Here is a 20039-nt window from a genome sequence, read left to right on the forward strand (position 1 = left end):
ATGACCGACGTCCACGCTCCCGCAAACAACCGCCGCCCGGCAGGGCACAGTCCGCACACGCACTCCCGCGCCCGCCGGATCCTGTCGCGACTGGCGCTGCTCGCCGGCGCCTTCGCCTTCCTCTTCCCCTTCTACTACATGCTCGTCGGCTCGCTGCAGCGCGAGCCCGACAGCAGCCCCGCCGGGGCGTTCCCGCGACCGGGGAACCTCTCCCTGCACAACTACGCGGAGATCAACTCGGCGATCTCGCTGGGCCGTTCCCTGATCAACTCCGGGATCTTCACCGGCGGCGTGATCGTCTGCACCACCGTCTTCGGTCTGCTGGCGGGATACGCCCTGGCTCGGCTCCACTTCCGGGGCAAGGGGTCCACCTTCGCGCTGGTCCTGCTGGTGCAGGTCGTCCCGTTCCAGCTGCTGATGATCCCGCTGTACGTGCTGATCGTCCGCGACTACGGACTGGCCGACTCCTACATCGGGATCATCCTGCCGTTCGCCATCAACACCAGCGCGGTCTTCATCTTCCGGCAGTTCTTCCTGCAGCTGCCGCAGGCGATGTTCGAGGCCGCGCGCATCGACGGCGCGGGCGAGCTGCAGATCCTGTTCCGGATCGCGATCCCGCTGTGCAAGCCGGCGCTCGCCTCCGTGGTGCTGCTGAGCTTCACCGGGCCGTGGAACGAGTTCCTGTGGCCGTTCCTGGTCACCAAGGAGCAGGACATGCAGCCCCTGGCCGTCTCGCTGGCCAACTACATCAGCACCGTCTCCTCCGCCGCCGCCAACCCGTTCGGCGCCATCCTCGCCGGCGCCTGCGTGCTGGCCGCGCCCGCGGTGGCCCTGTACCTCGTCTTCCAGAGCCGCTTCACCTCCACCGACCTCGATTCCGCCACGAAGGGCTGAACTCGCTGTGAACGACCGCACCACCGGCTCCACCGGCTCCACCACCGTGCCCTACCGCCTGACCCGCATCGGCGTCGTGATGTCCCCGCTGGCAGGCGAGGCGAACGAGGCCGAGGGCGTGCTCAACCCCGCGTCCGGCCGCACCCCGGACGGCACCCTGCACCTGCTGCCCCGTCTCGTCGCGGAGGGCAACGTCTCCCGCGTGGGCCTCGCCGAGGTCGTGCTCGAGGACGGCGTGCCCACCGGCGTCGAGCGCCGCGGCGTCGTCCTCGCCCCCGACGCCGGCTGGGAGCGCGGCAAGAACAACGCCGGCGTGGAGGACCCGCGCACGACGTGGATCGAGGCGCTCGGGCTGCACGTCATGTCGTACGTCGCCTACGGCCCGCTCGGCCCCAAGCCCGCGCTGGCCGTCTCGAAGGACCTGGTCACCTGGGAGCGCCTGGGCCCGATCCAGTTCGCCTACCAGGCCGACCTCGACACCGACCTCAACCTCTTCCCGAACAAGGACGTGGTGCACTTCCCCGAGCCCGTCCCGGGCCCGGACGGCACGCCCTGCTTCGCGATGCTGCACCGCCCGATGTGGGACCTGGGCTGGTTCCGCCCCGGCGAGGGCGTGCACCTGCCGGCCGGCGTGACCGACGAGCGCCCCGGCATCTGGATCTCCTACGTCCCCGTCGCCGAGGTCGAGAAGGACCTGAGCGCCCTGGCCCGGCCCCGCGACCACCGCCTGGTGGCGCTGTCCGAGCACCCCTGGGAGGAGCTCAAGATCGGCGCGGGCCCGGCCCCGATCCGCGTCGAGGAGGGCTGGCTGCTCATCCACCACGGCGTGTCCGGCACGATCGACGACCCCTTCGCCCAGCAGCAGAAGGTCAGCTACGCGGCGGGCGCGATGATCCTCGACCCGCAGGACCCGTCCCGGATCCTGGCCCGCACCGACGAGCCGCTGATGGAGCCGGAGACGGAGGAGGAGCGTTCGGGCACCGTGCCCAACGTCGTCTTCCCGACCGCGATCGAGGAGATCGACGGCGTCCGCTACGTGTTCTACGGCATGGCCGACGCGCACATCGGCGTGGCCCGCCTGGACCGTGCCGAGTGACTCCGCTCGGTCTGGGCCTGGCCGGCTGCGGTGCGTTCGGCGCCTATCTGCTGGACGCCGTGGCCGACCTCCCCGGCGTACGCGTCGTCGCGTGCGCCGACCCCGACGGTGACCGTGCCGCCGCCCTCGCGCGGCGGCACGGCGCCGCCGTCGCCGGCGACGCCGCTTCGCTGGCCGGCTTCCCCGGTGTGGACGTCGTGGCGATCGCCACTCCCCCGGCCACCCACGCGGAACTCGCCGTCGGCGCGCTGCGCGCGGGCCGGCACGTCTTCTGCGAGAAGCCGCTGGCCGTGACGCTGGAGGACGCCCTGCGGGTGGAGGCGGAGGCCGAGCGCTCCACCGGGGTCCTCGTCGTCGACCACGTCCTGCGCTACAACCCCGTCCTGCGGATGCTGCAGCGCCTCCGCGAGGAAGGGCTGCTGGACCCGCTGGTGCGCTTCGCCTTCGAGAACGACGCCGCCGACGAGGACCTGGGCCCCGGCCACTGGTTCTGGGACCCCGCCCACAGCGGCGGCATCCACGTCGAGCACGGCGTGCACTTCTTCGACGCGGCCCGCGCCCTCATGGGCAGCGAGCCCGTCGAGGTGCACGGCACGGCCGTCCGCCGCGACGGCGGCCCCGTCGACATCGTCGTCGCCACCGCCACCCACCCGGGCGGCGCCGTCGCGACCCACACCCACTCCTTCACCCACGCCCACCGCGCCGAACGGCAGTTGATGCGCCTGGACTACGGCTTCGCCGAGGCCCGGGTCACCGGCTGGATCCCGGCCCACGCGACGGTCACGGCCTGGACGGACGAGCGGGGCGCCCGCCGCTGGGAGGAACTGCCCGCGCGCGCCGCCGGTCTGCTGGCCGTGCCCGGGCTGCGACCGCACGGCGGGGAGCGGGTCACCGTCACGGTGGAACGTGACGCGGGACCGGCGGCGCCCGCCCGCGGCCGCGGTGTCGAGCGCAGCGTCCCGCACCGGGTGACCTGCGTGGTCGACCTGGGCGGCGAGGCGCGCAAGCAGCACGTGTACGCGGAGAGCGTACGTGCCGCCTTCACCGACCTGCTGCGCTGCGCGACCGAGGGCGGCACCCCGGTGGCCGACGCGCGGTCCGGTCGGACCGCGGTCGCGGTGGCCGAGACCGCCACCCGCTCCGCGCGGAGCGGCCGTACCCTCCCGGTCCCCTCGGACCGATCCGGAGCATGAGGAGCATCGTGAGCAGCACCACCGGTCCCGAGCCGGCGGCGCCCTGGTGGCGGGACGCCGTCTGCTACGAGATCCACCCGCGCGCGTTCGCCGACGGTGACGGGGACGGCGTCGGCGACCTCGCCGGCGCCGCCGCCCGCCTGGACCACGTGGCCCGGCTCGGGGCCGACGCGGTGTGGCTCACCCCGTTCTACCCGTCCCCGCTGGCCGACGGCGGCTACGACATCGCCGACCACACCGCCGTCGCCCCCGACCTCGGCACCGAAGCGGACTTCGACGCCCTGGTCGCGCGCGCCCATGGGCTGGGGCTGAAGGTCCTGATCGACCTCGTCCCCAACCACACCTCCGACACGCACCCCTGGTTCCGGGAGGCCCTCGCGGCCGGCCCGGGGAGCGCGGCCAGGGACCGCTACCTCTTCCGCCCCGGCCGCGGCGTGGACGGTGAACTCCCCCCGAACGACTGGCAGTCGGCTTTCGGGGGCCCGGCGTGGACCCGGGTCCCGGCGCCGGACGGCGGCCCGGGCGAGTGGTATCTGCACCTGCACGCACCCGAGCAGCCGGACCTCGACTGGCGGCACCCGGAGGTCGTCGCGGACTTCGAGCGGATCCTCCGGCACTGGCTGGACCGCGGGGTCGACGGCTTCCGCATCGACGTGGCGCACACCCTCTTCAAGGCCCCCGGCCTCCCCGACGCCGGGCCCGGGCAGCACCAGGACATCCTGCGCAACCACCTGATGCCGTACCACGACCAGGAGGAACTGCACCCGCTGTTCCGCACCTGGCGCCGGCTCCTGGACACCCACCCGGCCCCGCCCGGCGCGGTCCCTCCGGAGCAGCGGGTGATGGTGGCCGAGGCCGCCGTCTTCGAACCGGCCCGGCTGGCCCGGTACGTCAGCCCGGGCGAGATGCAGCAGGCCTTCAACTTCGCCTTCCTGGAGTCCTCTTGGGACGGGGCGGAGATGCGCGCGGTCATCGAGCGGTCCGCCGCGTCGATGCGGGCCGTCGGGGCACCGGTCACCTGGGTCCTCTCCAGTCACGACGCGGTCCGCCCGGTCACCCGGTACGGCGGCGGGCCGCGCGGGCGGCGCCGCGCCCGGGCCGCCGCGCTGCTCATGCTCGCGCTGCCCGGTGCCGCCTACGTCTACCAGGGCGAGGAACTGGGCCTGCCGCAGGCCCACATACCGGACGACCGGCTGCGCGACCCGCTCTGGGAGCGTTCCGGCCACCTCGAACGCGGCCGCGACGGCTGCCGGGTGCCGCTGCCCTGGGAGGGCGCGTCGGCACCGTACGGGTTCAGCACCGCCGCCCCGGACGCCTGCTGGTTCCCGCAGCCGGGCGACTGGGCGGACCTCACCGTACGGGCCCAGGAGGACGACCCCGCCTCGATGCTCGCCCTGTACCGCGCCGCGCTGCGCCTGCGGCGCGCCGCGCCGGTCCCGGCCGACGCGGTGGCGGCCCCGGAGGGGCCGGCGGACGGTTCCTGGTTCGCCTTCGACCGCGCACCGGGTCTGCGGTGCCTGACCAACTTCGGTCCCGAACCGCTGCCCCTCGCGGACGGCGACGAGGTGCTGCTGGCCAGCACCCCGCTCGACGGCCGCACGGTGCCCGCGGACACCACCGTCTGGCTCCGCAGTGCCGGGGGCACGACCGCGATCGCGTCCTAGAGCGGCGGTGCCAGGGCTCCGTCCGCCCCTCGGCGAACGGCCGTCGGCACGACAGTCCGGACTGTCGGAGCAGCGAGGGTTCCCGGCGGCCGCGGGGCGGCCGATGGTGTCGAGGGAGAGGGCGTGGCCCTTCGGCCCCGGCCCGGGGCCGGGCTCGCGGGGGCAGGGCGGGCGTCCGCCCCGCCGCCGGCGGCCGCGAGCACCGCCCTCACTGCATCCGGGGAAGCGATTCCAGCGGCTTGAGGTCGGCGTGCTGTGCGGTGGCGACCAGTGCCTGCACCATCACGGACTCGGGATCCCGGCGGAAGGCGACCAGCCCTATCTCGGCGGCCCGGGCGGACTCCACCATCGGGACGGCCCGCACCCCTGGCGGCACTCCCAGGGCATGGATCCAGGCCAGGGGGGCGATCGCGGCCCACCGTCCGGGCACGACGTGCGCGATCAGCGAGGCGAACGAGTCGGTCTCCACCCTCGCCACCGGTTCGGCCCCGGCCGCGGCGAAGAGGGCGTCCATGGTGCGCCGTCCCCGCATGGTCGGGGTGAGCAGGCACAGCGGCAGGGCCGCCGCCTCCGCCCAGGACACCGTGGCGCCGCCGACCGGGGCCCACGAGGCGTCGGTGAGCAGCGCGTACTTCTCCCGGTACAGCGGCACGGTACGAAAGGCGGCGCGCACCTCGTCGTCCAGGTAGGTGACGGCGGCGTCCAGGGTGAAGTCCCTGAGCATGGTGAGGATGTCGCTCGACGTCAGGTCGTTGACGATGTGCGCGGTGAGCAGCGGGTGCCGCGTGCACAGCGGGTCGACCAGGCGCGGCACGGCGGTGGCGGCGCTGGGCACGACGCCGATGCGGACACGGCCGCTCAGGCCGGTGCGCATGGCGGCGACCTCGCCCTCCATGGCGTCCCGGTCGGCCAGGATCTGCCGCGCCCACACCACGACGCGCTCGCCCTCGGCGGTCAGGCCGTCGAACCGCCGGCCCCGCTGGATCAGCGGGACCCCCATCTCCTCCTCCAGCTTGCGGATGCCCTCGGACAACGAGGGCTGGGACACCCCGCAGCTCTGCGCGGCACGGGCGAAGTGCCCCTCCTGCGCCAGGGCCACCAGGTATTCGAGCTGCCGGAAGAGCACGGCTGAGCACCTCTCAGGATTCCGCCGGCCTGGATACGCGTCGGAGTCGTCGCCGGTTCCGAGCTGTATACCAAGTCGCTCCCGGCGGGCCGACGGCGCCCGCCTCCGCGAGATGCCCGGAGCGCTCCTCTTCCCAGTGAACCGGTGAGTGCCGTGCGGGGCGAGTCGTGGATGCGGCCCGCGCGCGGAACGGTGGGCGCACTCGGGAGGAGCGCGCCCACCGCCTCGCGTCAGGCGACGGGCGCGCCCGCGCGCAACCGCTCGGCGCCGGTGTACACGTTCGCCGAGCGGCCGCGCAGGAAGCCCACCAGGGTCATCCCCGTCTCGTCGGCCAGGTCCACGGCGAGGGAGGACGGCGCGGACACCGCGGCCAGCACCGGGATGCCCGCCATGGCCGCCTTCTGCACGAGTTCGAAGGACGCCCGCCCGCTGACCATGAGCACGGTGCCCCGCAGCGGCAGCAGCCCCTCCTGCAGCGCGTGGCCGACCACCTTGTCGACGGCGTTGTGGCGGCCCACGTCCTCACGCAGGCACAGCATCTCGCCGTCCGTCGTGAACAGCCCGGCCGCGTGCAGCCCGCCCGTGCTGTCGAAGACCCGCTGCGCCGCCCGCAGCCGGTCGGGGAGGGTGAAGAGCACCTCGGAGTCGATCTCCGTGTCGTCGCCCGCCACACTCCAGTGCTGCGTGGTCCGCACCGCGTCCAGGCTCGCCTTGCCGCACAGGCCGCAGGAGGAGGTGGTGTAGAAGTTGCGCTCCAGGGAGACGTCGGGGAGCCGCACACCGGGCGCCAGGACGACGTCGACGATGTTGTAGGTGTTGCCGTCGTCAGCCGTGGCGCCGGCGCAGTAGCGGATGCCCAGCACCTCGTCCGGTCCGTGGACGACCCCTTCGCTGACGAGGAAGCCCACCGCGAGGTCGAAGTCGCTGCCCGGGGTGCGCATGGTGATCGTCAGCGCGCGGCCGCCGACGCGGATCTCCATCGGCTCCTCGGCGGCCAGCGTGTCCGAGCGGTGCCCGGGCACCCCGTCCCTGATCCGCAGCACCCGCCGCCGCGCGGTCACCCGGCCCATGCCGCCGCCTCCAGTCGTACGACGACGGCCTTGGACGTGGGGCAGTTGCTGACGTCCGCGACGCTGTCCAGCGGGACCAGGACGTTGGTCTCCGGGTAGTAGGCGGCGGCCGACCCCCGCGAGGTGGGGTAGGGGACCAGGCGGAAGGACTCGGCCCGGCGCTCGCTGCCGTCGGTCCAGATGCTCACCAGGTCCACCATCTGCATCTCGGTGAGCCCCAGGTCCTCGATGTCCTCGGGGTTGACCATGACGACCCGGCGGCCGCCCCGGATGCCGCGGTAGCGGTCGTCCATGGCGTACGGGACGGTGTTCCACTGGTCGTGCGACCGCAGCGACTGCAGGATGAGGTGGCCCTTGGGGGCCAGCGGCATCTCGAAGTCGTTGCGGGTGAAGACGGCCTTGCCGCTGGGCGTCCGGAAGGTCATCGCGTTCACCGGGTTCGGCAGCTGGAATCCGCCCGGTTCGGCGACGCGCCGGTTGAAGTCCTCGAACCCCGGCACGACCCGGGAAATCCGGTCCCGGACGGTGCCGTAGTCGGCCTCGAACTCCTCCCAGCCGATCTCCGGGGTCCCGCCGAGGGTGGCCCGGGCCAGCCGGCTGATGATCGCCACCTCGCTCAGCAGGTCGGGGGAGGCGGGCGCCAGCTTGCCGCGGGAGGCGTGCACCATGCTCATGGAGTCCTCGACGGTGACGAACTGCTCGCCGCCCGCCTGCATGTCCCGGTCGCTGCGGCCCAGGGTGGGCAGGATCAGCGCGGTGTCGCCGCACACGGTGTGCGAGCGGTTGAGCTTGGTGGAGATGTGCGCCGTCAGCCGGCAGCGGCGCATGGCCTGCTCGGTGACATCGCTGTCGGGCGTGGCCCGGATGAAGTTCCCCGCGACCCCGAGGAAGAACTTCGCCTCGCCGTCGCGCATGGCGCGGATGGCGTTGACGGAGTCGTGGCCGTGCTTGGCGGGGGGCGTGAAGCCGAACTCCCGGCCCAGGGAGTCGAGGAAGCTCTGCGGCATCTTCTCCCAGATGCCCATGGTGCGGTCGCCCTGGACGTTGCTGTGGCCGCGCACCGGGCACGCCCCGGCGCCCGGCCTGCCCAGGTTGCCGCGCAGCATCAGGAAGTTGACGATCTCGCGGATGGTCGGCACACCGTGCTTCTGCTGCGTGACGCCCATGGCCCAGCAGACGATGACGCTCTTGGCGGCCAGGACGCGCTCGTGGACCTGCTCTATCTCCTCGCGCGTCAGGCCGGTGGCCGTCAGCACGTCGTCCCACGACGTCTTGCGCGCCTGCTCGGCGAACTCCTGGAAGCCCGTGCTGTGCTCGCGGATGAAGTCGTGGTCCAGGACCGTGCCGGGAGCGGCGTCCTCGGCCTCCAGGAGCAGCAGGTTCAGCGCCTGGAAGAGGGCGAGGTCGCCGCCCGCGCGGATGTGCAGGAACTGGTCGGCGATGACCGTGCCGCGCCCGACGACGCCGCGCGCCTTCTGCGGGTTCTTGAAGCGCATCAGCCCGGCCTCGGGCAGGGTGTTGACGGCGACGACGCTTCCGCCGTTCCGCTTGGTCTCCTCCAGTGCGGACAGCATGCGCGGGTGGTTGGTGCCGGGGTTCTGGCCGACGACGAAGATCAGGTCGGCCTCGTGGATGTCGTCCAGGCTGACGGTGCCCTTGCCGACGCCGAGCGTCTCCGTCATCGCGGAGCCGCTGGACTCGTGGCACATGTTGCTGCAGTCCGGCAGGTTGTTGGTGCCGTAGGCGCGGGCGAAGAGCTGGAGGAGGAAGGCGGCCTCGTTGCCGACCCGTCCGGAGGTGTAGAACAGGGCCTCGTCCGGGGAGTCCAGGGCGCGCAGTTCGTCTGCCATCAGGGCGATGGCGTCGTCCCAGGAGATGGGCTCGTAGTGCTCCGCGCCCGGCCGCTTGACCATCGGCTCGGTCAGTCTGCCCTGCTGGTTGAGCCAGTAGTCGGACTTGCGGCCCAATTCGTCGACGGTGTGCCGCTCGAAGAACTCGCGCCGTACGCGGTGCGACGTCGCCTCGTCGTTGATGTGCTTGGCGCCGTTCTCGCAGTACTCGTTCATGTGCCGCTTGCCCGGCGCCGCCTCCGGCCAGGCGCAGCCGGGGCAGTCGACGCCCTTGGCCTGGTTGACGTTCAGCAGGGTCAGCATGGTCCGGCGGGGCGAGGTCTGGCTCAGCGAGTACTGCAGTGCGTGCGCGACCGCGGGGAGACCGGCCGCCCAGGTCTTGGGCGAGGTGATCTCCAGGTGCTCGTCCGTTGGGTCCTCCAGAGCGCTCATGCCTGCCCTGCCTTCCCGGCTTCCGACTCCGCGGAAACCGCCGCGAATACCGATTCGCAGAAAAGCTAAGCCCGCTTCACCGGCCCGTCAAAGAGGCCGTTCCTGTTGCTTGATAGGCGGCGCCGATGAAGGAACCCGAACGTGAACTCCCTGCTCGGGGCGGCACTTTTCACATCCGTGGGAAGGCGGCGAAAGACGCGCGCAAAAGACAAATGGCCCCACCATCCGGAAATTTCCCGAGGCCGTTCGTTCCACCGTCCAAGAGAATTCGGCACCGTCACCGCGCCGTTCACGCCGCACACGACCACAGCCCTCGGGCATCTAGACGGCGATCGTCTGCTCGGTCCAGATGGTCTTGCCGCGCTCCCGGTAGCGGGTGCCCCAGCGCTCCGCGAACTGGGAGACCAGCAGCAGGCCGCGGCCGCCCTCGTCGGTGGTGCGGGCGTGCCGCAGGAAGGGGGCGGCGCTGCTGGTGTCGGAGACCTCGCAGGTCAGCGCTCGGTCGCGGATGAGCCGCAGCTGGATCGGCGGTGCCGCGTACCGGATGGCGTTGGTGACCAGCTCGCTGACGATCAGTTCGGTGGCGAAGCACTCCTCCTGCAGGGCCCACGCGGAGAGCTGGCGCGTCGCCAGCGTACGGGCGGTGGCCACCGCGGCCGGGTCGCATGGCAGGTCCCACGTCACGACGCGGTCGGAGCCGAGGGGACGGGGGCAGGCCACCAGCACGGAGGCGTCGCGGTCCGGGTCCGCGGGGACCAGGGCCTCGGTGAGCAGCAGGCTCATGTCCTGCAGGGAGTCGCAGGGCGTGGCCAGCAGCCGTTCGAACTCCGCCTGCCCCGTCCCCTCCGGCCGGCTCTGCAGCAGCCCGGGGGTGCGGAGCACCAGCATGCACCCCTCGGGCAGTTCCAGGGTGGTCATCCCGAACGACGGCCCGGGGCGTCCGAGGGGCTCGCCCTCGGGGGCCTGCGGGGTCCGCACGGTGTGGTCGGGGTGGACGACGCTCGGCGGCGGGTGGCCGGCCGAGGCCATGGTGCTCAGCCGGGTCACGGGGTCGTAGACGAGGTAGAGGCAGGTGGCGCCCACCGGGGAACCGGAGCCCGCGCCCGCGTGCTCGTCGGCGAGGTTGCGCACCAGGTCGTCCAGACGGGCGAGGACCTCGTCCGGCGCCTGGTCAAGGTTGGCCAGGGTGTGCACGGCCGCCCGCAGCCGGCCCATGGTCGCCGCGGTGCGCATGCCGCGGCCGGGGGTGCTGCCGCTGACGAGGGCGACCCGCGCGCCGGGCAGCGGGATGACCTCCGTCCAGTCGCCGCCGGCACCGGAACGCACCAGGTGGTGGGCCCACTCCACGGCGCTGGGAGCGGGCAGCCGCTGGGGAAGCATGCCGCGCTGCAGTGCGAGGACGGCGTTGCGCTCGCGCACGTAGCGATGGGCGTTGTCCAGCGCCATGGCGCCACGACCGGCGAGGTCGACGGCGAGCGAGAGGTCGTCGTCGCCGAAGGGCCCGAGGTCCGGGTCCCACCGGTGGAAGGTGACGAGGCCCAGCACGCAGTCGCGGACCAGCAGCGGCACCACCATCAGGGAGTGCACCCGCTCCTCCAGCACCCTGCCGCCCCGCACGGGGTCGTCCCGGATCCACGCGCCGTCCTCGGCGAGCCGGGGAACCAGGCACGGCTCGTGGTCGGCGAGCACCCGCAGGGCGGGCGCGCGTGCCAGGTGGGTGCCGACCGCGCCCGTCGTGTAGGGGCCGGTCCGGCCGCAGCGGGCCGAGGTCGCGGCGCGCCGCAGCCCGGTGTCGTCCTCGACGGAGCCCGCCGCCATGTCGTCGCCGCCGAGGAGGGGGGCCAGCAGGTCCACGCTCACGCAGTCGGCCAGCCCGGGTACGGCCACCTCGGCCAGTTCCTGCGCCGTACGGACCGGGTCCAGCGTGGTGCCGATCCGCCGGCCGGCCTCGGCCATCAGGGCCAGGCGCTGTTCGGCGAGGTGGCGCTCGGTGACGTCGACCAAGGCGTCGGCCACGCCGAGGATGCGGCCGTCCTCCGCCTCGAGCCGGAAGGCGGACGCCGAGTAGACGTGTTCCCGGGCGGGGTCGCCGGGCGGACGGCCGCGCTTCTCGAAGGAGATCGCGGCCTCGCCGGTCCTGAGCACCCGGCCCATCACCTGCTCGGCGAGCTCCGCGCTGAAGTCGGGCCACACCTCGGTCGGCCGCCGCCCCAGGGCGAGCCGCGACCGATGGTCGTGCATACCCTCCGCCGCCGCGTTGAAGCGCATCAGCCTGAGCTGCGGGTCCAGCACGAAAAGGCCGATGGGTGAGCGCGTGAACAGGGCCTCCAGGAGGGCGCCTTCGATGTCGGGGGTGAGTCCCGCCGCCCCGGCGAGCAGGTCGACGGTCAGGCGCGGGCCCGTCCCGTCGTCGCGTACGGTCCGCAGGACCGGCCGGCAGGCCACCGTGGTGCCGTCGCGGTGCCGCAGGAGGACGCACCCGGACCCCGTGCCGCTGTCGTCGGCGGGACCGGTGCCGGGATCCGGGGCCAGCAGCTCCGTCACCGGCCGGCCGAGCACGTCGCCCGAACGGTGGCCGAGGAGCCGCTCCGCCCCCGGGCTCCACACGACGACCGCGCCGTGGGCGTCGATCACCAACCGCGCCGCGCTGCGTCCGGCCGGCCCCTCGCCCTCTTCGCCGTGTCCTCGCGATGCCCCAGTGCCCATGACCGTCCCATCACGTTCCGGTCCTCCGGTTCCCAGTGTTGCGCAGGCGCGCGAGGTCACCACTCGGGGCCGCCTCAGCCGTGCAGGAAGGACCTCACCTCGGCGAGGGACGGGACTTCGGCGGGAGTGAAGCGCCGGATCTCGCCCCGGAACGAGCGCACGTCCAGCCGGCTCGCGGGGTCCGCACCCGGCAGCGCCGCCACGAGGGCCTCGAGATCGGCCGTGCCGAACACCTTGAACGTCCGCGTCCCCCGGTAGTGGGAGGGCCGGACGTCGAAACGGAGGTCGACGACCGGCTGCGGCGCCCGGGCCCAGTCGGCGTAGGGCAGCGAGCCGTGCCCGTGGATCCGCGCGTCGACCAGGACCTCGGGATCCGCGTCGCCGATCTCGCAGTCGAAGACCGGGAAGGCCGCGGCGACGCGGTCGGCGACGGCGGGGTACGCGACGCAGCCCTGCCCGAGCGCCGGTGCGCAGAACAGCGCGTGGGTGAACGCCCCGACCGGCTCCGGCAGCGGCACCTTGTGGTGCGAGCTCCCGTCGAAGGCCAGGTCACGACGGGTGGACACGAAGCCCAGGAAGGCGGACACCGCCGCCGCGTCGCTCCGGTCGGCCCGTACGGCGAAGCGGACGGCGCCGCGTCCGTCGTCGCGCAGGACCACGTACTCGTGGAATCCCACCGGCCGGCCGGGGGCCGTCACATGGCGGTACACCTCGTCGAAGCCCTCGACCGGCAGGTACTCCGCGGCCGGGGCCTGCGGCCGGGGGCCCGCCCGGAGCACGTCGAGGACCTTCGCCTCCGGGTCGGGTCCGGCCTCGTCGTGCGGCGGGTCGACCTCCGTGAAGCCCTTGCGCAGCCACTCGCCGGCCTTGCGCGCGGCATGGCGCCGGGCGTGCTCCTCGTCGTTCAGCGTCGAGGTGCTCCCTTTGCCCCTCCCGCCGACGGGGCCCCAGCGCAGGAAGCAGCGGATCCCCTCCTGGCGGATCTCCCGGTACTCGGGCCTCCCCGCTCCCGGGGACTCGAACCGCCGCCACCCCGTCATCGGCCCTCCGGCGTCCGCGGCGCCGCCGTGCGCTCCGCGCCGCCTCACGGCCGCCATGCTAGAGGACCGCGTCGGGCGCGCCCGCGGCTATCCGGTACAGCACGTTGGGGCGCAGCGGCCCCGCGGGGGCAGTGGGGTCGTCGAAGTCGCCCGCGAGGTCGCGGGTCATGCCGATACGGCCCATGACGGCCTGGGAACGGAGGTTCCCGGCGGTGGTCACCGCGAGGATCTCGGGGAGCCCGAGGGTGCCGAAGCCGAAGGCCAGGACGGCCCGGGCGGCCTCGGTGGCGTAGCCCTTGCCCCAGGCCCCACGGGCCAGGCGCCAGCCGATCTCCACCCCCGTGAAGGGCAGCCCGTCGTCCACCCGGTCCAGGCCCGCGAAGCCGGCGAACTCCCCGCTCGCCCGGACCTCGACCGCCCACCAGCCGTAACCGCGCTCGTCGAACTCGGCCAGGAACCGGGCCACCGAGGCGTCGCTCTGCTCGCGGGTCAGCGGCTCCCCCAGGTGCTCGCGCACCTCGGGGTCGGCGTTCATCGCCGCCCATGGCGCGAGGTCGCGGTCGTGCCAGCGGCGGAGGAGCAGACGTTCGGTGCGCAGTTCGGTCACGCCGCCAAGCCAACGGGAGCCACGTCCCGCGGGCAAGCTGTTTTTCCAGCTGAGTTGCATTTCAGAACTCAGCCGACCTAGATTGGAGACACAAACCCAGCCCAACGGAATGAGCGCCCCCATGGACATCAAGAACTCCGTCGCCGTCGTGACCGGAGCCGGCCGCGGCCTCGGCCGCCACCTGGCCACCCAGCTGCTCGACCGGGGCGCCGCCAAGGTCTACGCGGGCGTCCGCAACCCAGAGGCCCTCGATCTGCCGGACGTCGAGCCGCTCCGGCTGGACATCACCGACCCCGAGTCGATCGCCATGGCGGCCAGGACAGCCTCCGACGCCACCCTCGTGATCAACAACGCGGGCGTCAGCACCCATGTGGGACTCACCGACGGGAACATGGCCGACATCCGCCTGGAGATGGAGACCCACTTCTTCGGCACCCTGGGCGTCACGCGGGCCTTCGCGCCCCTGATCGCGGCGAACGGCGGCGGCGCGGTCCTCAACGTCCTGTCGATCCTTTCCTGGGTCCACCGCCCGGGATACGGCGGCTACAGCTCGGCCAAGGCCGCGGAGTGGGCGATGACCAACGTCGTCCGGCAGGAGCTCGCCGCGTCCGGCGTCGACGTCACCGCGCTCCACGTCGGCTACATGGACACCGAGATGGCCGACTACGTCGCCCCGGCCGACAAGGTGGACCCGGCCTGGGTGGCGGGCCTGGCCCTGGACGGCATCGAGGAGCGGGCGCTGGAGGTCGTCGCCGACGACCGCAGCCGCGCCGTGCGGGCCGCGCTGTCCGGCGGGCTCGAACTGCTCTACCCCGGCCTGCCCGCCCCGCAGGCCCTCTGACCGGGGGCGGACGCGGCTCACCCGCCGGCCGGTGCCACGAGGAGCGCTGACTTGGGAATATCAATCCAGAGGTAGACTGAGTCCATGTCCAGCGCCAAGGCAACCGGCAGGGAAGAGACCGTCTGCTCGATCGCCCGGACCCTCGAGGTCGTCGGCGACAAGTGGACGCTCCTCATCCTGCGCGAGGCGGCGCTGCGGAGGGTGACACGCTTCGCGGACTTCCGCCGGGAACTCGGCATCGCCCCCGACCTGCTGACCGGCCGCCTGGGCTCGCTCGTGGACGAGGGAATCATGGAGAAGCGGCCGTACCGGGAGCCGGGCAGCCGCACCCGGTACAGCTACCACCTGACCCCGGCGGGCGAGGAACTGCGACTGATCCTCGCGGCGCTCCAGCAGTGGGGCGACGTGCACCGGACCCCCGCGCGGGGCCCTGCGCACCTCCGCCGCTCGGCGGCCGGGGGCCGCCCGGTCAGCGTCGCCTTCGTCGACGACGCGGGCACCGTGCTCCCGGTGACGGACGTGGAGTTCGCCCCTTCGCAGGGCCTCGCGCGCTGACCTCGGCCCTCCGTACGCGGCGGGTGGTTCACTGCGGCCCGGGAGCGATCCGGGCGAGCGCGTCCGCGCGGATCCGGCTCATGGGGTTGCTGCTCACCCGGTAGCGCCCGTTGGGCACATGGGCGGACCGTACGATCCGCACGGTGACCGGGCCCGCCCATTCGTAACCGCACCGGTCGGCGTGCCGCAGCAGGGAATCCGTCAGCGCCTCCCCCACGCGGGCCCGGTGCGGAACCAGTTCCCGGTGCGGGGTGTCGGCGAGTTCGACCGTGTACACGTTCGGCACCACCACACGGGTCGGACTGCACACCACCGCCCGTCCGTCACACTCGCGGCGCAGGGCGTCCAGCAGTTCCACCGGCCCCCGACGGCGCACCCTCGCCACCAGCGCCCGTTCCCAGTGCTCGATCAGCCGTTCCCATCGCGTCAGCGTTCCCATGACGATGCGCCTGCCCGGGGCACCGGCCCTGATGCCGGTGCGGCCACCCCATCAGCCGTACCGGGTCGATTCCCGGCCACCGGACCCGGCGCCCCCGTGGTTCCCGGACCCATCGGCCGATCAGGGCAGCGTCACCCGCGTGCCGTGCGCTCTGGAGTGGCGAGGTGTCACATCCGTCCATAGCGTCTGTTTCCGGCTGATGCTGATCACATATCACGGGAAGCAGGTGCACACACATGAAGCTCTGTCGGTCCCGCAGGGCCGTCGTCGCGGCGGCCGCCACGGCGACCATCGTGGGGGGCGCGGTCGCGTGCGGCGGCGAGTCGCAGCCCACGGCCTCGCAGTCCGCGGCCTCGCAGGCAGCGGACGCGCAGAAGAAGATCTCCGTCCGCGCGGGGGAATCCATCCAGTCGGCGGTGGACCGTGCCGAGCCCGGCCAGGTCATCGACATCGCGGCCGGCACGTACCACGAGAGCGTCCAGATCAGCACGCCGCGGCTGACGCTGCGCGGAGCGGGCACGGGCACCGTCATCTCCCCGAGCGCGAAGGGCGACGAGAACGCCTGCGCCAAGGCGGGCGAGGGCATCTGCGTCAGCGGTACGGCGCAGAAGAAGCCCTCCGACGTGACGCTGGAGTCGCTGACGGTCGCCGGGTTCAAGAAGGCCGGCATCCACGCGACGGGGGCCGACGGACTGCAGGTCGTCCGTGTCACGGCGCGGGACAACAAGGTGCAGGGCATCCTCGTGGAGAAGTCGGTCCGCACCGTCTTCCGTGACAACACCGCCCGCAACAACGCCGATTCGGGCATCTTCCTCGCCAACTCCATGGACACCGAGGGCGGTGCCCTCGACACCAAGGGCGCCGTCATCGAGGGCAACAAGCTGTCGGAGAACCGGATCGGCGTCGGTCTGCGCCGTGTCCGGGGCGTCAAGGTCGAGAACAACCAGATCACCGGCAACTGCGGCGGCGTCTTCGTCGTCGGCGACGAGGGCGTCCCGCGGGGCGGCGCGCTGACCGTCACCCACAACACGGTGACCGGGAACAACAAGTACTGCGCGGCCAGCGCCCGCCTGCCGTTCATCCAGGGCACGGGCATCCTGCTCACGGGCGTCGAGAAGACCGTCGTGACCAACAACGACGTGCGCGACAACAGCGGCAAGTCCCCCATGTCCGGGGGCATCGTGCTGTTCGGCAGCGTCGTGGGGACGTCCAACTCCGAGAACACCATCCGCGACAACGTCGCCCGCGGCAACAAGCCGGCCGACCTCGCCAACCGCGATCTCAAGGGCAAGGGCAACACGTTCGTCAACAACACGATGGAGACCACCGAGCCCAAGCAGCTGCCCAACAGCTCACCCAGCGACGCGCCGAGCACCGCACCCAGCGTCGCCCCCAGCAGCTGACGTCTCAGAGACCCGACAGACGACGGAAGACCGCCCGGGCCCACATCGGCGGGTCCGGCGGCGGTCCCGGCGGCGCGGGGACCGCCGCCGCCCGGGGCGTCACCCGGGTGACCTGGTCGTCGGGGGAGATCCCCCGCGCGGCCGTCTCTTCAGGCCCCGCCGCGGCCGCCCGCAGGGCGCCCACGAACTCCAGGCAGGATTCGAAACGGTCCTCGGGGACCTTCGCGAGCGCCTTGGCCATGGCGTCGTCCATGCCCGGAGGGATGTCCGGCCGCCGCTCGGTCAGGGGTGGCGGCTGGTCGTACTGGTGCGCCCACAGCAGGGCCATGTCCTCCTCGCGCTCGAAGGGCAGGCCCCCGGTCAGGCTCTCGTAGACGACGCAGGCCAGGCTGTACAGATCACAGCGGCCGTCCACCGGGCGCCCCGATATCTGCTCCGGTGCCACGTAGTCCAGCGTGCCGACGAACTCGCCGACGGTGGTGAATCCGGTCAGCGACAGCGATTTCTTCGTCAGCCCGAAATCCGTGAGATAGACGTGCTCGGGGTGGTCGCTGTCGGTGCCCTTGGCGACGAGCACGTTCCCCGGTTTCACGTCGCGGTGCACCAGGTCGTGCTCGTGCGCCGCGTCCAGCGCCGAGGCCACCTGCGCGGCGATGCGCAGGGCGGTGGGGACGGGCAGCGGACCGTCCCGGTCGAACAGCGCCCGCAGGTCGAGGCCCGACACGTAACGCATCGCGATGTAGAGCACACCGTCGGTCTCCCCGGCCTCGAAGATCGGCACGATGTGGGGATGGTCGATGGCGGCGGCCACCCGCGACTCGTGCGTGAAACGTCGGCGGAAGGTGTCGTTGCGGGCCAGCTCGGGGGCGAGCAGCTTCAGCGCCACCATGCGGTCGAGCCGCAGGTCCCGGGCGCAGTACACGACGGCCATTCCGCCGCGGCCGATCTCCCGCTCCACGCGGTACCCGGCGATCTGGGCACCGATGAGCCCGGAGGACCGCCCGGCGTACACGCTCACGTCATGCGGAATCGAATTCATCGCGTACCACCGCCACGCGGCCGGACACCGGAGAACCTTCCCCGCCCCCTTCCTGAAGTGTATCGACCGGGCCCGGGCAATTCGCGGCCACGCGTCTCCCCGGCGACCTGAGGTACAGTTCCCGGGTCCTGTCGTCTCCGATAGAGGTGGACGTTGCTCATCTGAGGTCCGCGACCATCGCGCGCACGGCCCCGCCGTACGCCGGTCACCCCGCAGCCGGTCTTCCCGGCGCCCGTGACCCCGCGCGCTTGCGACCTCGGTGCACGAGCCGTCCCCGTCCCCCGGAGGACCGCACCCTTCCCCGTCCTGGCACGGTCGCCGCGTGGTGCTCGCACACGAAGCCCGCCATCCCTGCGCCTGCGACTGCGAGGACCATCATGTCCACCCCCACCACGACCGGCCCGTCCCTGGGCTGCTCCGACCTGTCCTTCCGGTGGCCGGACGGCACACCCGTGGTCGACGGGCTCTCCCTGGCCGTCGGCCGCGGCCGCACCGGACTGGTCGGCGCCAACGGCACCGGAAAGTCCACCCTGTTGAAGCTGCTGGCCGGCCGGCTGCGTCCCACCCGGGGGTCGGTGACCGTCGGCGGCAGCCTCGCCTACCTGCCCCAGGACGTCACCCTCGACACCGGTCTCCGCGTCGACCAGGCCCTCGGCATCGCGGAGCGGCGCGCCGCCCTGCGGGCCATCGAGGCGGGGGACGTCGGCGAGGAGCACTTCGAGACCGTCGGCGACGACTGGGACGTCGAGGAACGCGCCCTGGCGACCCTGGGTTCCCTGGGACTCGGCGGCGTCGAACTGGACCGCACCGTCGGACGGATGTCCGGCGGCGAGACCGTGCTGCTGCGCCTGGCCGCACTGCTGCTGCGCCGCCCCGACGTCCTCCTCCTCGACGAACCCACCAACAACCTCGACCTCTTCGCACGCCGCCGGCTCCACGAGACCGTCGGTTCCTGGCGTTCCGGCGTCCTGGTCGTGGTCAGCCACGACCGCGAGCTGCTGGAGCGCGTGGACCGCGTCGCCGAACTGCGCGCGGGCTCCGTCACCTGGTACGGCGGAGGGTGGTCGGACTACGAGGAGGCCGTGGCCGCCCAGCAGGAGACGGCCGGACGCGTGCTCCGCGCCGCCGAGGCCGACGTGCGCCGCCAGCGGCGCGAACTGGACGAGGCACGGATCGCGGCCGACCGCCGCCGTCGGCACAGCCGGAAGATGGACGCCCAGCGGCGCGCCCCGCGCATCGTCGCCGGTGAGCGCAAGCGCTCCGCGCAGGAGTCCGCCGACCGGCTCCGCGGGGTGCAGGAGGACCGGCTCGCCCAGGCGCACGAACGCCGTGAGGCGGCCGCGGACGCGATCCGCGACGACGCGGAGATCCGGGTCGACCTGCCGCACACCGCGGTCCCGGCCGGCCGCACCGTGCTGACCCTGCGGGGACTGCGGCCGCGCTTCGGTTCGTTGCGGTCGGGCGACCTCCGGCTCCGCGGGCCGGAACGCGTGGCGCTGGTCGGCCGCAACGGGGCCGGCAAGACGACGCTGCTGCGCACGCTCACCGGGGAACTCGCCCCGCTGTCCGGGGAGGCGAGGACGCACGTGCCGCTGCGGTTCCTGCCGCAGCGCCTCGACGTCCTGGACGAGGAGCTGAGCGTGGCCGCCAACGTCGCCCGCGGTGCCCCCGGGGCCTCCGAGAACGAGATCCGGGCGCAGCTCGCGCGGTTCCTGTTCCGGGGGGCCCGTGCCGAACAGCCCGCGGGCACCCTCTCCGGCGGGGAGCGCTTCCGCGCCGCCCTGGCGGCCGCGATGCTCGCCGCGCCGGCCCCGCAGTTGCTGATCCTGGACGAGCCCACCAACAACCTCGACATGGACGGCGTCCGTCAGCTGACGAGCGCCCTCGCGTCCTTCCGGGGCGCACTCGTCGTCGCCGGCCACGACCTGCCGTTCCTGGAGTCGGTCGGGATCACGCGCTGGCTGCTCGTGGGCGAGGAACTCCACGAGACCACCGCCGGGCAGGTGCGCGGCCTGTTGGAGGACGCCGGGCAGCGCTGACCGCGGGACCGCCCCGCTCGTGCGGGGCGGTCCCGCGCGCCGACG

The 20039-nt window shown here is 73.1% G+C and carries 16 protein-coding genes; 8 read left to right on the forward strand and 8 right to left on the reverse strand.

Annotation, left to right across the window (positions count from 1 at the left end; all coding sequences use genetic code 11):
- The 4 genes from CHF15_RS12435 to CHF15_RS12450 all read left to right on the forward strand — a co-directional run bounded on the left by CHF15_RS12435 (window position 1) and on the right by CHF15_RS12450 (window position 4847).
- A complete protein-coding gene (locus tag CHF15_RS12435; protein WP_220093283.1) occupies window positions 1-894 on the forward strand; it encodes a carbohydrate ABC transporter permease in 894 nt (297 codons plus the stop codon).
- A 79-nt stretch (window positions 895-973) separates the two neighbouring features.
- Window positions 974-1990: a glycoside hydrolase family 130 protein gene (locus tag CHF15_RS12440; RefSeq protein WP_089223998.1), complete on the forward strand. Its 1017-nt coding sequence runs from the start codon at window positions 974-976 to the stop codon at window positions 1988-1990.
- On the forward strand, window positions 1987-3183 hold the full coding sequence (locus tag CHF15_RS12445) for a Gfo/Idh/MocA family oxidoreductase (protein ID WP_089223790.1): 1197 nt from the start codon (window positions 1987-1989) through the stop codon (window positions 3181-3183). The genes CHF15_RS12440 and CHF15_RS12445 overlap by 4 nt, the downstream gene beginning before the upstream one ends.
- Window positions 3180-4847 (forward strand): glycoside hydrolase family 13 protein, encoded by a 1668-nt coding sequence (locus CHF15_RS12450; RefSeq protein ID WP_089223791.1) that lies wholly within the window; start codon window positions 3180-3182, stop codon window positions 4845-4847. Before CHF15_RS12445 ends, CHF15_RS12450 begins: the two co-directional genes overlap by 4 nt.
- 208 nt (window positions 4848-5055) lie before the next feature.
- On the opposite strand, the gene CHF15_RS12455 is transcribed toward CHF15_RS12450, so the two are convergent.
- From CHF15_RS12455 to CHF15_RS12480, 6 genes are all read right to left on the reverse strand, one after another.
- The gene (locus tag CHF15_RS12455) at window positions 5056-5973 is read right to left on the reverse strand and encodes a LysR family transcriptional regulator (RefSeq protein ID WP_089223792.1); all 918 of its coding nucleotides are present in this window, start codon (window positions 5971-5973) and stop codon (window positions 5056-5058) included.
- Window positions 5974-6203: 230 nt separating this feature from the next.
- Window positions 6204-7043 (reverse strand): formate dehydrogenase accessory sulfurtransferase FdhD, encoded by an 840-nt coding sequence (fdhD, locus tag CHF15_RS12460; protein WP_089223793.1) that lies wholly within the window; start codon window positions 7041-7043, stop codon window positions 6204-6206.
- Window positions 7031-9325, reverse strand: coding sequence for an FdhF/YdeP family oxidoreductase (locus CHF15_RS12465; RefSeq protein ID WP_089223794.1), 2295 nt, complete (start codon window positions 9323-9325; stop codon window positions 7031-7033). The genes fdhD and CHF15_RS12465 overlap by 13 nt, the downstream gene beginning before the upstream one ends.
- Before the next feature lie 321 nt (window positions 9326-9646).
- Window positions 9647-12031: a SpoIIE family protein phosphatase gene (locus tag CHF15_RS12470; RefSeq protein ID WP_245938796.1), complete on the reverse strand. Its 2385-nt coding sequence runs from the start codon at window positions 12029-12031 to the stop codon at window positions 9647-9649.
- Between the two features lie 74 nt (window positions 12032-12105).
- Complete coding sequence (locus CHF15_RS12475; RefSeq protein ID WP_245938797.1) at window positions 12106-13119, reverse strand: WGR domain-containing protein; 1014 nt, start codon at window positions 13117-13119, stop codon at window positions 12106-12108.
- Window positions 13120-13129: 10 nt separating this feature from the next.
- Window positions 13130-13678, reverse strand: coding sequence for a GNAT family N-acetyltransferase (locus tag CHF15_RS12480; RefSeq protein WP_089223796.1), 549 nt, complete (start codon window positions 13676-13678; stop codon window positions 13130-13132).
- 121 nt (window positions 13679-13799) lie between these two features.
- On the opposite strand from CHF15_RS12480, the gene CHF15_RS12485 reads away from it, so the two are divergent.
- Window positions 13800-14519 carry an SDR family oxidoreductase gene (locus CHF15_RS12485; RefSeq protein ID WP_089223797.1) on the forward strand — a complete coding sequence of 240 codons (720 nt, stop codon included), beginning with the start codon at window positions 13800-13802 and terminating at the stop codon, window positions 14517-14519.
- 84 nt (window positions 14520-14603) lie between these two features.
- On the forward strand, window positions 14604-15074 hold the full coding sequence (locus CHF15_RS12490) for a winged helix-turn-helix transcriptional regulator (protein ID WP_089223798.1): 471 nt from the start codon (window positions 14604-14606) through the stop codon (window positions 15072-15074).
- A 28-nt stretch (window positions 15075-15102) separates the two neighbouring features.
- On the opposite strand, the gene CHF15_RS12495 is transcribed toward CHF15_RS12490, so the two are convergent.
- Window positions 15103-15513, reverse strand: a complete 411-nt coding sequence (locus tag CHF15_RS12495) for a DUF3662 domain-containing protein (protein WP_089223799.1) — start codon at window positions 15511-15513, stop codon at window positions 15103-15105.
- A gap of 236 nt (window positions 15514-15749) precedes the next feature.
- Here CHF15_RS12495 and CHF15_RS12500 point away from each other — a divergent pair, with 236 nt between their 5' ends.
- A complete protein-coding gene (locus tag CHF15_RS12500; protein WP_089223800.1) occupies window positions 15750-16916 on the forward strand; it encodes a right-handed parallel beta-helix repeat-containing protein in 1167 nt (388 codons plus the stop codon).
- Window positions 16917-16920: 4 nt separating this feature from the next.
- Here CHF15_RS12500 and CHF15_RS12505 read toward each other — a convergent pair whose 3' ends face one another.
- Window positions 16921-17955, reverse strand: a complete 1035-nt coding sequence (locus tag CHF15_RS12505) for a serine/threonine-protein kinase (protein WP_089223801.1) — start codon at window positions 17953-17955, stop codon at window positions 16921-16923.
- A gap of 377 nt (window positions 17956-18332) precedes the next feature.
- Between CHF15_RS12505 and CHF15_RS12510 the strand changes: the two genes are divergently transcribed.
- The gene (locus CHF15_RS12510) at window positions 18333-19994 is read left to right on the forward strand and encodes an ABC-F family ATP-binding cassette domain-containing protein (RefSeq protein ID WP_089223802.1); all 1662 of its coding nucleotides are present in this window, start codon (window positions 18333-18335) and stop codon (window positions 19992-19994) included.
- Window positions 19995-20039 lie beyond the last annotated feature (45 nt).

Origin of the sequence: Actinacidiphila glaucinigra, assembly GCF_900188405.1 — a bacterium.
GTDB lineage: Bacteria > Actinomycetota > Actinomycetes > Streptomycetales > Streptomycetaceae > Actinacidiphila > Actinacidiphila glaucinigra.

What these genes read in the sequence shown, in the direction of transcription:
- CHF15_RS12435 (WP_220093283.1), top strand. Translation starts at nt 1, where the DNA reads ATGACCGACGTCCACGCTCCCGCAAACAACCGCCGCCCGGCAGGGCAC.
- CHF15_RS12440 (WP_089223998.1), top strand. Translation starts at nt 974, where the DNA reads ATGTCCCCGCTGGCAGGCGAGGCGAACGAGGCCGAGGGCGTGCTCAAC.
- CHF15_RS12450 (WP_089223791.1), top strand. Translation starts at nt 3,180, where the DNA reads ATGAGGAGCATCGTGAGCAGCACCACCGGTCCCGAGCCGGCGGCGCCC.
- fdhD (WP_089223793.1), bottom strand. Translation starts at nt 7,043, where the DNA reads ATGGGCCGGGTGACCGCGCGGCGGCGGGTGCTGCGGATCAGGGACGGG.
- CHF15_RS12465 (WP_089223794.1), bottom strand. Translation starts at nt 9,325, where the DNA reads ATGAGCGCTCTGGAGGACCCAACGGACGAGCACCTGGAGATCACCTCG.
- CHF15_RS12470 (WP_245938796.1), bottom strand. Translation starts at nt 12,031, where the DNA reads ATGGGCACTGGGGCATCGCGAGGACACGGCGAAGAGGGCGAGGGGCCG.
- CHF15_RS12485 (WP_089223797.1), top strand. Translation starts at nt 13,800, where the DNA reads ATGGACATCAAGAACTCCGTCGCCGTCGTGACCGGAGCCGGCCGCGGC.
- CHF15_RS12490 (WP_089223798.1), top strand. Translation starts at nt 14,604, where the DNA reads ATGTCCAGCGCCAAGGCAACCGGCAGGGAAGAGACCGTCTGCTCGATC.
- CHF15_RS12495 (WP_089223799.1), bottom strand. Translation starts at nt 15,513, where the DNA reads ATGGGAACGCTGACGCGATGGGAACGGCTGATCGAGCACTGGGAACGG.
- CHF15_RS12500 (WP_089223800.1), top strand. Translation starts at nt 15,750, where the DNA reads ATGAAGCTCTGTCGGTCCCGCAGGGCCGTCGTCGCGGCGGCCGCCACG.
- CHF15_RS12505 (WP_089223801.1), bottom strand. Translation starts at nt 17,955, where the DNA reads ATGAATTCGATTCCGCATGACGTGAGCGTGTACGCCGGGCGGTCCTCC.
- CHF15_RS12510 (WP_089223802.1), top strand. Translation starts at nt 18,333, where the DNA reads ATGTCCACCCCCACCACGACCGGCCCGTCCCTGGGCTGCTCCGACCTG.